Source organism: Candidatus Pantoea gossypiicola, from assembly GCF_008632075.1.
Classification (GTDB): Bacteria; Pseudomonadota; Gammaproteobacteria; order Enterobacterales; family Enterobacteriaceae; genus Pantoea; species Pantoea gossypiicola.
In genome coordinates this window covers 129,380-141,757 of the sequence record NZ_VWVM01000006.1, presented here as the reverse complement: position 1 = coordinate 141,757, position 12,378 = coordinate 129,380, and the positions used below count along the sequence as shown (strand labels likewise).

Genomic DNA, 12,378 nt, shown 5'->3' with positions numbered 1-12,378 from the left:
AGGCACTTATTTTACTCTGCTATGGTGATTTTGCCAGAAAATAATACTGGATATAAAAACAGTAATCGGGCAGGATTGATGCAATCAGGACCGTACTAAGCTTACCCGCATTGCAGGCGTGTCATTGTAAAGCCAGTTGCGCAATGTTATCCCCAGACCAGGATCGGATTTAACATTTGTCAATAGAACGTCACAAAATTACAGTTCGGTTACCTGACAGAGAATTCGCAGGCTTGTTTTTTGATAACCAGCTGATTTTATTGACTTAAGCTTATAAGGCCAGAATCTCGTCATTATGTTACCAGGCCGCGTATTTCCTCGCTTCCAACCGGTTTTCATTACCTAATGCACAAGGTTATCCACAGGAATGGTGGATAAGTGATGGCAGCCCCGCCGCCATCTGCTGTGTATAATTTTTCCCTGCCCTCCCGCCCCGGTCAAAATAATTTTTTTTGCGTTAAATTTCGCGTCAACCGCTGACGGATTATTCTGCATTTTTAATCTGTCTTCTGGCATGGCACGCAAATTCTCACCATTACACTAAGATTCTTAATCAGACATTCTGCATGACTGCAGCACGTCTGCACCACAAACAGCGCCCGCAGGCACTGTAAAAGTGCAGGCGCGTGATGACCATGGGAAATTGATAAGTTTTTCTCACCTTTTGTTCCTGATACGGCGCACTGCAGCAGGAAACAGGGCCGTTTTAAGATCTGGCCTGGGAATTGCAGGAGTCAGTAACGTCGCCGCGCTTTACGCGCACTGTGCTGCAATGGTGAGGCTGCCGTTGCTGATGACTTGTTTGCCAGACGACAAAGAGCGGAAGCAATCAGGCTAATGATCGGGAAGGAGAGTGTCAGATGCTGAGTCTACGTTCGGTAAATCAATTTTACGGTCAGAACCATATTCTGTGGGATGTGGATCTGGAGCTGTCGCCTGGCACCTGCACCGGCATTCTGGGCCGTCCCGGCATGGGCAAAACCACGCTGGTCAACTGCATTATGGGCAGATTGCCGATTAACAGCGGCACAATTTCCTGGAAAGAGGATGGCTCGCCGCCGGAGGATTTGCTGCTGCAACCGGCCGAACAGCGGGCGCAGATGGGCATCGGCTATGTGCCTCAGGGCCGCCATATTTTTACCCAGATGAGCGTGGAAGATAACCTGCTGATTGCCCTGCTGGCGGGAGCCAGCCAGCGCGACCGTCATCGTGCCATTCCTGAAATGGTATTTGATTTGTTCCCGGCGCTCTACTCACTGCGCCAGCAACGCAGCGGCGATCTGCCCATTGATCAGCAGCAACAGCTGGCCCTGGCGCGCGCGCTGGTGCTGCAGCCCAAACTGCTGATTCTGGATGAGCCGACCGATGGGATGTCGCCGTGGCTGGAAGAGGAGATGGGCAACCTGATCCGCCGGCTTAACCTCGACTACGGGCTGACCATCCTGCTGCTGGAGCAGCGCCTGTCGCTGATTCGGCGGGTGGCGGACTATTTCCTGCTGCTGCACCGTGGCCGTAATGTGGCGCAGGGCAGCATGGAGCAGCTCGATGACCACACCGTGGATAAGTGGCTGACGGTCGCCTGACGCTGAGTCTCTGCCCTGGCAGATGTCAGGAATGCAGACAGCACCGAATAACCTGACGTTCAGGCGGGCAAGCACTGCACAGGCTGAGACTGATAAAACAAAAAGTCTGTGGGGCCAGGCTTTTACTCTGGCAGCGTCAGATAGTGTCCACAGGAGGCCTGCTGCGCCGCATCGGTGAGATACGGAATCGTACCCAGACAGGGGGCAGGCAGTCGCTGCTTCAGACTGGAGAGATATTCCTGATAGCGTTTGCCTGGCGGCTCGACGGTATTGGCAATCCAGCCCACCAGCGGCAGACCGCACGCGCGCACCGCCTCGGCGGTGAGCATGGCGTGATTGATGCAGCCGAGCTTAATTCCCACCACCAGAATCACGGGCAGCTGTTCGCTGACCACCCAGTCCGCATAGGTGTGCGTCTCTGACAGCGGGGTGTACCAGCCACCCGCCCCCTCCACCAGAATCCAGTCTGCCAGCGGCTCCAGCGCCGCCAGACCTGCTGACAGTGCCAGATGAGTGATCGGCCTGCCCTCTTCGGCGCTGACGATGTGCGGCGAGGTCGGTTCCATAAACGCCAGCGGATTGACCTGCTGGTAGCTCAACGGCACGCTGCTGAAGCGCTGCAGCACCAGCGCATCACTGTTGCGAATGCCTTCAGGCGTCATCTCACAGCCTGACGCAACCGGCTTGTAGCCTGCACAGCGGTAGCCCGCGGCAGCCGCCGCCTGCAACAGTGCGCCGCTGGCGACCGTTTTACCGACTTCGGTGTCGGTGCCGGTAATAAAAAACCGTTTCATGAAAGCGTGACTCCATAGATTAAATGGTAACTCAGGCGATAGCCGTGACGATCGCGCGGCCAGTGTGCCTCTAACTGGTTGAGCCGTTGTCGGGTGAGTAGCTGCCCGTCGCGGCCCTGATGCAGATGGGTCGCGCCAATCCCTTTCAGCGAACGCATGGCACTGAGCGCATCGGGAAAATGCAGCGTCACTCTTTCCGCGCTGCAATACAGTTGCTCTGCGTGGCAGGCCGCCGCAATCTGCGTCTCGCTGAGAAAGCGGTTAGCATGGGGTAACGCATCCAGATGGGACCAGGCTTCATGTACCTCCTGCAACGAACCGTCGCCCAGCGTAGAAAACAGCAGCGTGCCCTCGGGTCGTAGTACGCGCCGGAACTGGGCCAGCGCGCCGGGCAGATCGTCACTCCACTGCACCGCCAGGTTGCTCCAGACCAGGTCAAAGCTGTTATCCGCCAGCGGCAGTGCGTCGATGTCGCCCGCCAGATAGTGCTGGGCTGCGTTGTTGCGGCGTGCCTGTTGCAGCATTTGCGGAGAGAGATCCAGCGCCGTCACCTGTTTGCCGCGTTCGTGCCACAGCCTGCTGTACCAGCCGGTGCCACACCCGGCATCCAGCAGCTGCACGCCGCTGTGAGCCGGTGCGCGAGCCAGCAGCGCATCGCCGCTAAGCCGTTGCAGCGCAGCATGGGCATCATAATGACTGGCCGCCCGGCCAAAGGCGCGAGCTACCGCCTTCTTATCAACCCGCAGCGTCATACAGCGCCTCCAGTAGCACATCGATATCTTCAGGGCGATGTGCCGCAGTCAGGGTAATACGCAGCCGGGCCGTCCCCGGCGGCACGGTAGGCGGTCGGATCGCACTGACCCAGCAGCCCGCCTCCGCCAGCCGCTGAGAGAGCGCCATTGCATCGCTGTTTTCACCTATCAGCAGCGGCTGAATCGCGCTGGCAGAGTCCATCAATCGCCACGGCAGCGAGGCCGCCCCGCGCCGGAAATGCGCAATGTTCTGCTGCAACTGCTGGCGCAGCGCATCGCCCCGCTGAACTTCGCGCAGCGCCGCCTGCAGCGCGGTGGCTTGTGCAGCGGGCATGGCGGTGGAGTAGATCAGATGCCGGCTGAACTGCAGGAAATAGTCGGCGGTATCCGCATCGCACAGCAGTGCGGCACCACTGACGCCAAACGCTTTGCCAAAGGTGACCACCAGCAGTTCCGGCTTAACGCCCTGCTGCCAGCAGCTGCCGCGCCCCTGCTCACCCACCACGCCGATGCCGTGCGCATCATCTACCAGCAGCCAGCCCTGTGCCTGCTGCGTCTGTTGTACCAGCGCAGCCAGCGGCGCGCTGTCGCCATCCATGCTGAAAATCCCTTCGGTCACCACCAGCGTCTCGCCCTCGCAGGGTGACGCGAGCCGTGCTGCCAGACTCTCCGGGTCGTTGTGACTGAAACGGCGCAGCTGCGCCGGGCTGTGGCTGGCGGCATCAAGCAGCGAGGCATGACTGAGCTTATCGGCCAGAATGCGATCGTTTTTCTCCCCCAGCAGATGAATTACCGCCTGATTGGCCGCGAACCCGGAGATAAACAGCAGCGCGCGGTCGTAGCCCAGCCAGTCGGCCAGCTGGGCCTCAAGTTCGGCATGCTGACGGTGATAACCGGTGACGTGTCCCGAGGCACCCGCGCCCGCACCCGCCAGCGCTGCGCCCTGCTGCCAGCCCGCAATCACCGCCGGATGGCGGGTTAAACCGAGATAGTCATTGCTGGAGAAGTGAAGATAACGGCGGCCGCCGCTCTCTAACGTGCGGGTGGCTTGCTGATCGATGATTCGACGCTGTCGCCAGCCATCGGCCGCACGGCGCTGCGCCAGCCCCTGCTGAAGTCGTTGCTGCCAGCTCATTACAGCGCCGCGTTGTAGAACTGTTCAGTGTCAGCATGCAAGAGCTGCTCGCTGAGTTGTTCTTCCTGCTGCTGATCGCCATGCTGGGTGTGGGTATGCTCCGGGTTCAGCCCCAGTTTGTGGAACAGCACGCGGTCTTTATCCTCTTCCGGATTCGGCGTGGTCAGCAGCTTGCAGCCGTAGAAAATCGAGTTCGCCCCGGCCATAAAGCACATCGCCTGAGTCTGCTCGCTCATCTGCTCGCGGCCCGCGGAGAGACGCACATGCGAGGTCGGCATCATGATGCGCGCCACCGCGATGGTGCGGATAAAATCGAACGGCTCTACGTCATCGTTGTCCGCCAGCGGCGTGCCTTTGACCTTCACCAGCATGTTGATCGGCACGCTCTCCGGCGGGGTCGGCAGATTGGCTAACTGCACCAGCAGACCGGCGCGATCGTTCACGGTTTCGCCCAGGCCGACGATGCCGCCCGAACAGACTTTGATACCGGCGTCACGCACTTTGCCCAGCGTATCGAGACGTTCCTGATAGCTGCGGGTAGTGATGATAGAGCCGTAGAATTCCGGTGAGGTGTCGAGGTTATGGTTGTAATAATCGAGACCCGCGCCCGCCAGCCGCTGCGCCTGTTGATCGCTGAGCGTACCGAGCGTCATGCAGGTTTCCATTCCCATCGCCTTTACGCCTTCAACCATTTTTTCCAGGTAAGGCATATCGCGCTCGTGCGGGTTTTTCCACGCGGCACCCATGCAAAAACGGGTCGAACCGGCGGCTTTGGCCTGACGCGCGGAGGTCAGCACCTCTTCCACTTCCATCAGACGTTCCGACTCCAGGCCGGTCTTGTAGCGCGCGCTCTGCGGGCAATATTTGCAATCTTCCGGGCAGGCACCGGTTTTGATCGACAGCAGGGTACTGACCTGCACCTGGCGCGGGTCGAAGTGCTGACGATGCACCTGCTGCGCTTTAAACATCAGTTCAAGAAAAGGTTGTTCAAACAGCGCTTGCGCCTGTGCAATTGTCCAGCGTTGAGCCATTACGTACTCCAGAAAAGGGTGTCATCCCGACAGAAAGCAGGGGTATACTTGTAAACTATATTTTTTTATTTTGGTTTACAACTCCGATGACTACCTCTGTTTTCGCCCTGGATGATGCCCGTTTTGATCGCCAGCATATCTGGCATCCCTACACCTCGATGCAGGATCCGCTGCCCTGCTACCCGGTCGTCGCCGCGCAGGGTTTTCAGCTGCAGCTGGCCGATGGCCGTGAGCTGGTGGATGGCATGTCCTCGTGGTGGGCGGCGATTCATGGTTACAACCATCCGCGCCTGAACCGGGCGCTGACGGAGCAGGTCACGCAGATGTCGCACGTGATGTTTGGCGGCATTACCCATCCGGCAGCAGTGGCGCTCTGCCGTCAACTGGTGGCGATGACGCCTGAGGCGCTGGAGTGCGTTTTCCTGGCCGATTCCGGCTCGGTCGCGGTGGAAGTGTCGATGAAAATGGCGCTGCAGTACTGGCTGGGCCGGGGTGAGACGCGTCAGCAGTTTCTGACGCTCAAGCGCGGCTATCACGGCGATACCTTTGCCGCGATGTCGGTCTGTGATCCCGAGAACTCGATGCACAGCCTGTGGCGCGGTTATCTGCCTGAGCACCACTTTGCGGCGGCACCGGCCTGCGGTTTTGATGATGAATGGGATGCGCGCGACGTCGAGGATTTTGCCCGGCTGATCGAACAGCATCACAGGCAGCTGGCGGCGGTGATCCTGGAGCCGATTGTGCAGGGTGCAGGCGGGATGCGTTTCTATCATCCGCGCTATCTGCAGCAGGTCCGGGAAGCGTGTGATCGCTATGGCGTGCTGCTGATTGCGGATGAGATCGCCACGGGATTTGGCCGCACCGGTAAGCTCTTTGCCTGTGAACATGCGGGTATTACCCCGGATATTCTCTGCGTCGGAAAGGCACTGACCGGCGGCATGATGACGCTGGCGGCGACCCTGACCACCCGCGAGGTGGCTGATACCATCAGCCGCAGCGCGGCAGGCTGTTTTATGCATGGCCCGACATTTATGGGGAATCCGCTGGCCTGCGCGGTGGCGGCGGAGAGCCTGAGCATGCTGGCGGACGGTCACTGGCAGCGTCAGGTAGCCGCGATCGAACAGCAGCTGCGGGCTGAGCTGTTGCCGCTGCGCCGTTCACCGCAGGTGGCTGAGGTGCGCGTGCTGGGGGCGATTGGCGTAGTGGAAACACACCAGGCGGTCAACATGGCGGCGCTGCAGCAATTCTTTGTTGAACAGGGTGTCTGGATCCGGCCGTTTGGCCGCCTGATCTACCTGATGCCGCCCTACATCATCACGCCCCAGGCGTTGAGTCAGCTGGTGCAGGCCATTGGCAACGCACTGGCACATTCGCAACATTTTGCCGCCTGAAGCGGGCTGACCGCTGGCACTGATGGCGCTTTTGGTTATGATGAAAGGCTATTCATCGACAGTTAAGGAGATGTGATGCGCGTTTTTAGTCAGGATTTTAATGACGGTGAGAAGATGCCAGAAAAGCATGTTTTCAACGGCATGGGTTATCAGGGCGAGAATATTTCTCCCCATCTTGCCTGGGAAGCGGCCCCGGAAGGGACCAAAAGTTTTGTGGTGACCTGCTACGATCCTGATGCGCCGACGGGTTCCGGCTGGTGGCACTGGGTCGTAGCGAATATTCCGGTCAGCACCACATCACTGCCGCAGGGTGCCGGTTCCGGCAAAGCGTCACTGCCAGCAGGCGCAATTCAGACCCGTACCGATTTTGGTCAGGCGGGCTATGGTGGCGCGGCACCGCCACAGGGCGAAACCCATCGCTACATATTCACCGTGCATGCGCTGGATGTGGAGACGATTGAGGTGGATGAAGACGCCAGTGGCGCAATGGTCGGCTTTAAAGTGCATTTTCACGCACTGGCGAGCGCCTCACTGACCGTGAATTATCAGTAAGACTGACAACTGACAAACCCAAAGCTAAATGATCTGGCAGCAACGCATTAGCTTAAATAGCAGGGAACAGGGTCAGAAGAGGAAAGCGTCCCGCGCCAGGGATGGCGCGGGCCGAGCGTGCCATGGATGGCGGCTTTTGCGTCTTTCTGATCTGACCCTGTTCCCTGTGTCTGCACGATCTCATAGCTGGCAGTGGCAGACTTCGTTAACAATCTCACGCCTCTCCCGCTCAGGAGAGGCGTTTTTCAGGATGCGTTACGCCTGCAGCTGGTGAATCACCACCCACATCGGGCCCTGCCCTACCGCATAACGTCCCAGCGGCTGTAACAGCCCTTTCGGTTCGCTAATCGCATAGACTTCGATGTGATGCGATTTCTGTCCCGCCGCCACCAGAAAGCGTCCGCTGTGATCGATATTGAACCCGCGCGGCTGCGTTTCCGTCGGCTGGAACCCTTCCAGCGTCAGTTCATCGCCCAGTTCGCTGACGCTGAAAATCGCCAGCGTGCTGCTGGTGCGATCGCAGGCATAGAGGAAACGGCCATCCGGCGTCAGATGAATATCGGCTGCCCAGCGCGTGCCGCTGAAATCAGGCGGCATCATATCCAGCGTCTGCACGCTTTCAGCTTCGCCTTCTCCGGTATTTAATGCCCAGACCTCAACCGTGCTGTCCAGCTCGTTAACGCAGTAAGCGAACTGCCCGCCCGGATGGAACTGCATATGACGCGGGCCTGCGCCCTCTACCGTTGTGACCTGCGCCTGTCTGCGCGGGGTCAGCTGACCGTCTGCGCCCAGCGCAAACAGACAGATGCGGTCCTGCTTCAGTGCTGGTACATAGAGTGTCTTGTTATCGGTATCGATATTGGCCGAGTGGCAGCCATCCAGGCCGTTGATCACCTGCAGCGGGGCCTGTGGAATGCCATCATCACCAATCGGGCTGACGCTGACGCAGGCATCATTGTAGGAACCGCAGAACAGGAAGCGGCCCTCACGATCGGTGGAAATGTGGGTCGGACTGCCCGGCAGCGGTGCCTGACCGGCGTCGGTCAGCGTGCCATCGGCGGCAATCCGGAACGCCAGCACGCGAAAATTGGGACGCACACCGACATAGAGAAAATCGCGTTTCGGACTCACCACCATCGGCTGAACCTGGCCGGCGACATCGATCACCTGAAGCAACGTCAGCGCACCCTCATCATTCATCTGCCAGACGTGAATCTGCTGGCTCTCGGGACTGGCGGTGTAGACAACCTGTTTCATGCATTCTCCTTTTTTTGCTGCCTGATCATATCTGTGAATCACTGTAGCGCGTTTTATTACCCTGCGCTGGAATCATTTGTGCCCTGTTTTTTGTCTCCGGACCGTGGACAGGTGTAGACTTCAGCCCCTGCAAACCTGAAAAAACGAGAGGATGAATGAGCTACCGAGTAATTGCCCTCGACCTCGACGGCACGCTGCTGACCCCAGCCAAAACGATTCTGCCGCAGTCAATTGACGCGCTGAACCAGGCCCGCCAGGCGGGTGTTCATGTCGCTATCGTGACCGGACGCCATCACTGCGCTATCCACCCTTTTTATCAGGCGCTACAACTGGATACACCCGCAATCTGCTGTAATGGCACCTATTTGTATGATTACCAGGCAAAAAAAGTACTGGCGTCCGATCCTCTCGACCCGCAACTGGCGTTACAGGTGATTGAGAGGCTGGATCAGCAGCAGATTCACGGCTTACTCTACGTGGATGATGCCATGCTCTATCAGACGCCGACCGGTCATGTGATGCGCACCCTGAAGTGGGCCGAATCGTTGCCTGAGCATCAGCGTCCGCTGTTCCGTCAGGTGCCTGATTTAGCCCAGGCGGCACGTGACGCCGGTTCGATCTGGAAGTTTGCCCTGTCGCACGACAACACACCTGAACTGCAACAGTTCGCCACTGCGGTGGAAGCGGAGCTGGGGCTGGCCTGCGAATGGTCATGGCACGATCAGGTGGATATCGCTAAAGGCGGCAACAGCAAAGGTAAACGGCTGGCGCAGTGGGTTGAATCGCTGGGGCTGAGCATGTCTGATGTGATCGCGTTCGGGGATAACTACAACGACCTCAGCATGCTGGAAACAGCCGGACTGGGCGTGGCGATGGGCAATGCCGATGAGGCGATCAAAGCGCGGGCGAAAAGGGTGATCGGCACCAATCTTGAACCCGGCATTGCCGACACCCTGCGTCAGTACGTGTTGTAATCAGGGCGTTACCGAAACACTTTTAATCTGGGCATAGAGCCACTGTTCGGGCCGGATACCCAGTTCGTCCCGCGCCCACGGCGTAATGCGCGCCCAGAGTTCGCTGATGCCGATACGCAGCTTCACCTCCACCTGGTCCCCGACCTCCAGCAGCTCGACTACCTGTGCCGGTAAAATGTTGCGGATGGAGGTGTGCTGTGGCGGTTGCAGCGCCAGCGAGACATCTGATGAGGCAATGCGAATACGCAGCGGCGTTTTCACTGGCTGATTCACCCGGCTGACCCAGATGTGCTGATCGCCCAGCGACAGCGCGGTCATTGGATAGTCAGGATGCTGCTCCAGCACCTGCACCCGCAGCACGCTGGTCAGGTCGCTCACTGGCAGCCATGGCCGCATCGCGCTGCTGCTCCAGACCCGCTCCAGCGGACCAAAGGCTTTGACCCGCCCTTCATCCAGCACCAGCACGTTATCAGCCAGATGCAGAATCTCATCCAGACTGTGCGAAACAAAGAGCATTGGAATATCGACCTGCTTCGCCAGTTTTTGCAGATACGGCATCAGCTCACGTTTGCGCGGCAGATCCAGCGACACCAGCGGTTCATCCAGTAGCAGCATATCCGGTGCGGTCAGCAGTGCCCGGCCAATCGCGACCCGCTGCTTTTCACCGCCCGACAGCGACAGCGGAAAGCGCGACAGCAGCGCCTCCAGCCCCAGCAGCGAGACCAGGCTGTCGAACTGCGCTTTCATTGACGTCGCCATACCATATTGCAGGTTGCCCCGGACCCGATAATGCGGGAACAGCCGCGCATCCTGAAACACATAGCCAATGCGGCGTTTTTCCGGCGGCAGCGCTATCTTCTGCTCCGCATCAAACAGCAGGCGATCGTTAAGCTCAATTCGCCCGCGCTGCGGCTGCGTCAGTCCGCTGATGGCGTTGATGAGTGAGGTTTTACCGGCACCGGAGACACCGAAAATGGCGGTGATCCCGTTGGCCGGGATCTGCAGGTTGACCTCCAGCTGGTGTTCGCCCTGCTGCTGCATAAAATTGAGTGATAGCATCAGCTTCCCATCCGCTTACGGCTTGCCCGTGCCAGCCATTCCGACGCCAGTAGTGAACCCAGTGCCAGCACGATAGCGATCACACAGAGCCGCGCAGCCGCACCCTCTGCACCGGGCGTTTCAATCAGGGTAAACATCGCCAGCGGAAGCGTGCGCGTTTCACCGGGAATATTAGACACAAAGGTAATGGTGGCACCGAATTCGCCCAGCGACCGGGCAAACGCCAGCACCGTTCCGGCGATGACACCCGGCAACGTCAGCGGCAGTGTGATAGTGAAAAAGACCCGCCAGCGTCCGGCACCCAGCGTGCGCGCTGCCTGCTCCAGCCGGCTATCCACAGCTTCCAGCGCCAGCCGGATGGCGCGTACCATCAAGGGAAACGCGATAACGGCAGAAGCCAGCGCTGCACCGCGCCAGCTGAACGCAAAGCTGAAACCGAACCAGTCAAACAGCTTTGCACCAATGATGCCGCGTCGCCCCAGGCTAACCAGCAGCAGATACCCCACCACCACCGGCGGCAGCACCAGTGGCAGATGGATCAGGCTGTCGAGCAGCGCTTTGCCGGGAAAACGGCAGCGCACCAGAATCCAGGCCATCAGAATGCCAAACGGCAGACTGCCCAGCACGGCTATGCCAGAGACTTTAAGGCTAAGCAGCACTGCCTGCCATTCGGGATCGCTGAGTATCATTTCGTCGGTGTGAATCCGTAATGTTTGAAAATCGCCGCCGCCTGCGGCCCTTTCAGGTAATCATAAAAGGTTTTAACGGTAGCCGTGTCGTGATCGTTTACGATCGCCATCGGATATTCCACCGGTTTGTGGCTGTCTGCCGGAAAATGCGCGACCACCTGCACTTTGTCGCTGGCGACCGCGTCGGATCCGTAGACAATGCCATACGGAGTTTCGTTACGCTCGACCAGCGCCAGTGCTGCCCGCACATTATTAGCGGGCGCTAACGCGGGTGCAACGCCGTCCCAGGCTCCCAGCTTTTGCAACGCCTCTTTAGCATAGATACCCGCCGGAACGTGGTCCGGATCGCCAACCGCCAGACGTTCGCCGTGCAGCAATGTTTTCCAGTCGGTCTGCGGATCCAGCGTCACTGCTTTAGCTGCGGCACTTCGTGGCGCAATCAGTACCAGGTCGTTGTCCAGCAGGGTGTAGCGGGTGCGGGTTATCACGCTTTTCTTCGCCACCGCATCATCCATCCACTGCTGATCGGCAGAGATAAACAGGTCGGCAGGCGCACCCTGTTCAAGCTGACGCGCCAGCGTAGAGGATGAGGCGAACGAAGAGACGACTGTCACGCCCTTTTCCTTCTGATACTGACTGGCAATATCCTGCATCGCATTGGTCAGCGAAGCCGCGGCAAACACAGTAATGTTATCGGCGGCCACTGCCTGTCCGGCCAGCGATACGGTGACCAGCGCCGCGACGCCCCAGCGGGTGTAAGTTGATGTCATGATTCTCTCCGGCTATTCGTTGTGTAGCGAATAATATAACGCAATATCAGGGAGGTTCAGTAAATTATCGGCAGGAGACAGAGAAGGTTGAATCGATGCGGGACAAAAATGACGACGCCCGCCAGGATGGCGGGCGTAACGGAAATTAATTATGGGAACGGGCTGAAGATTTTTCGCGATGACCCACTTTAGAGAAGATATTAAACACTTCACCCAGGCCATAAATCATGCCCAGCATCAGCGCCATTACCACAGGGACCATCAGTACGGCCACGGCGAGGCTTTTCAGTAATTCCAGCATGGAGAGTCTCACTCTGCAAACAAAAAAGTGATTGTAACGGGTCAGTAAAATTTTGCGCAGCCCTTTTCGTGCTTTTACTTTGGACATAAA

At 58.5% G+C, this 12,378-nt stretch carries 13 protein-coding genes; 4 read left to right on the top strand and 9 right to left on the bottom strand.

What is annotated here, in order from left to right; all coding sequences use genetic code 11:
- Positions 1-860: 860 nt before the first annotated feature.
- Entirely contained in the window at positions 861-1,583 is a 723-nt protein-coding gene (locus F3I20_RS09920) for an ABC transporter ATP-binding protein (RefSeq protein ID WP_110331537.1), read from the top strand.
- A 122-nt stretch (positions 1,584-1,705) separates the two neighbouring features.
- Here the strand turns inward: F3I20_RS09920 and bioD are convergent, their stop codons facing one another.
- Genes bioD through bioB form a run of 4 tightly spaced genes read right to left on the bottom strand, consistent with a single transcriptional unit; the run spans position 1,706 to position 5,295 of the window.
- Positions 1,706-2,377, bottom strand: coding sequence for a dethiobiotin synthase (gene bioD / locus F3I20_RS09915; RefSeq protein WP_150037202.1), 672 nt, complete (start codon positions 2,375-2,377; stop codon positions 1,706-1,708).
- Complete coding sequence (bioC, locus tag F3I20_RS09910; protein WP_150037203.1) at positions 2,374-3,129, bottom strand: malonyl-ACP O-methyltransferase BioC; 756 nt, start codon at positions 3,127-3,129, stop codon at positions 2,374-2,376. Before bioC ends, bioD begins: the two co-directional genes overlap by 4 nt.
- Positions 3,113-4,264, bottom strand: coding sequence for an 8-amino-7-oxononanoate synthase (gene bioF, locus F3I20_RS09905; RefSeq protein ID WP_150037204.1), 1,152 nt, complete (start codon positions 4,262-4,264; stop codon positions 3,113-3,115). Before bioF ends, bioC begins: the two co-directional genes overlap by 17 nt.
- Positions 4,264-5,295 carry a biotin synthase BioB gene (bioB, locus tag F3I20_RS09900; protein ID WP_150037205.1) on the bottom strand — a complete coding sequence of 344 codons (1,032 nt, stop codon included), beginning with the start codon at positions 5,293-5,295 and terminating at the stop codon, positions 4,264-4,266. The genes bioF and bioB overlap by 1 nt, the downstream gene beginning before the upstream one ends.
- A gap of 86 nt (positions 5,296-5,381) precedes the next feature.
- Between bioB and bioA the strand changes: the two genes are divergently transcribed.
- Positions 5,382-6,686 carry an adenosylmethionine--8-amino-7-oxononanoate transaminase gene (gene bioA, locus F3I20_RS09895; RefSeq protein ID WP_150037206.1) on the top strand — a complete coding sequence of 435 codons (1,305 nt, stop codon included), beginning with the start codon at positions 5,382-5,384 and terminating at the stop codon, positions 6,684-6,686.
- A gap of 75 nt (positions 6,687-6,761) precedes the next feature.
- Positions 6,762-7,238, top strand: coding sequence for a kinase inhibitor (locus F3I20_RS09890; protein WP_150037207.1), 477 nt, complete (start codon positions 6,762-6,764; stop codon positions 7,236-7,238).
- A 255-nt stretch (positions 7,239-7,493) separates the two neighbouring features.
- Here F3I20_RS09890 and pgl read toward each other — a convergent pair whose 3' ends face one another.
- A complete protein-coding gene (pgl, locus tag F3I20_RS09885) occupies positions 7,494-8,495 on the bottom strand; it encodes a 6-phosphogluconolactonase (RefSeq protein WP_150012227.1) in 1,002 nt (333 codons plus the stop codon).
- Positions 8,496-8,650: 155 nt separating this feature from the next.
- Here pgl and F3I20_RS09880 point away from each other — a divergent pair, with 155 nt between their 5' ends.
- On the top strand, positions 8,651-9,469 hold the full coding sequence (locus F3I20_RS09880; RefSeq protein WP_150037208.1) for a pyridoxal phosphatase: 819 nt from the start codon (positions 8,651-8,653) through the stop codon (positions 9,467-9,469).
- On the opposite strand, the gene modC is transcribed toward F3I20_RS09880, so the two are convergent.
- From modC to F3I20_RS09860, 4 genes are all read right to left on the bottom strand, one after another.
- Positions 9,470-10,528: a molybdenum ABC transporter ATP-binding protein ModC gene (gene modC / locus F3I20_RS09875; protein WP_150037209.1), complete on the bottom strand. Its 1,059-nt coding sequence runs from the start codon at positions 10,526-10,528 to the stop codon at positions 9,470-9,472.
- Positions 10,528-11,217 (bottom strand): molybdate ABC transporter permease subunit, encoded by a 690-nt coding sequence (gene modB / locus F3I20_RS09870; RefSeq protein ID WP_150012233.1) that lies wholly within the window; start codon positions 11,215-11,217, stop codon positions 10,528-10,530. The genes modC and modB overlap by 1 nt, the downstream gene beginning before the upstream one ends.
- Positions 11,214-11,987, bottom strand: coding sequence for a molybdate ABC transporter substrate-binding protein (modA, locus tag F3I20_RS09865; RefSeq protein WP_150037210.1), 774 nt, complete (start codon positions 11,985-11,987; stop codon positions 11,214-11,216). The genes modB and modA overlap by 4 nt, the downstream gene beginning before the upstream one ends.
- A 145-nt stretch (positions 11,988-12,132) precedes the next feature.
- The gene (locus F3I20_RS09860; protein ID WP_033731900.1) at positions 12,133-12,288 is read right to left on the bottom strand and encodes an AcrZ family multidrug efflux pump-associated protein; all 156 of its coding nucleotides are present in this window, start codon (positions 12,286-12,288) and stop codon (positions 12,133-12,135) included.
- Between the last annotated feature and the right edge of the window lie 90 nt (positions 12,289-12,378).

Bases quoted from the DNA above. Each gene is read 5' to 3' on its own strand.
- bioC (WP_150037203.1), bottom strand. From the start codon at position 3,129: ATGACGCTGCGGGTTGATAAGAAGGCGGTAGCTCGCGCCTTTGGCCGG.
- bioB (WP_150037205.1), bottom strand. From the start codon at position 5,295: ATGGCTCAACGCTGGACAATTGCACAGGCGCAAGCGCTGTTTGAACAA.
- bioD (WP_150037202.1), bottom strand. From the start codon at position 2,377: ATGAAACGGTTTTTTATTACCGGCACCGACACCGAAGTCGGTAAAACG.
- pgl (WP_150012227.1), bottom strand. From the start codon at position 8,495: ATGAAACAGGTTGTCTACACCGCCAGTCCCGAGAGCCAGCAGATTCAC.
- F3I20_RS09890 (WP_150037207.1), top strand. From the start codon at position 6,762: ATGCGCGTTTTTAGTCAGGATTTTAATGACGGTGAGAAGATGCCAGAA.
- F3I20_RS09920 (WP_110331537.1), top strand. From the start codon at position 861: ATGCTGAGTCTACGTTCGGTAAATCAATTTTACGGTCAGAACCATATT.
- bioA (WP_150037206.1), top strand. From the start codon at position 5,382: ATGACTACCTCTGTTTTCGCCCTGGATGATGCCCGTTTTGATCGCCAG.
- modC (WP_150037209.1), bottom strand. From the start codon at position 10,528: ATGCTATCACTCAATTTTATGCAGCAGCAGGGCGAACACCAGCTGGAG.
- bioF (WP_150037204.1), bottom strand. From the start codon at position 4,264: ATGAGCTGGCAGCAACGACTTCAGCAGGGGCTGGCGCAGCGCCGTGCG.
- F3I20_RS09880 (WP_150037208.1), top strand. From the start codon at position 8,651: ATGAGCTACCGAGTAATTGCCCTCGACCTCGACGGCACGCTGCTGACC.
- F3I20_RS09860 (WP_033731900.1), bottom strand. From the start codon at position 12,288: ATGCTGGAATTACTGAAAAGCCTCGCCGTGGCCGTACTGATGGTCCCT.
- modA (WP_150037210.1), bottom strand. From the start codon at position 11,987: ATGACATCAACTTACACCCGCTGGGGCGTCGCGGCGCTGGTCACCGTA.
- modB (WP_150012233.1), bottom strand. From the start codon at position 11,217: ATGATACTCAGCGATCCCGAATGGCAGGCAGTGCTGCTTAGCCTTAAA.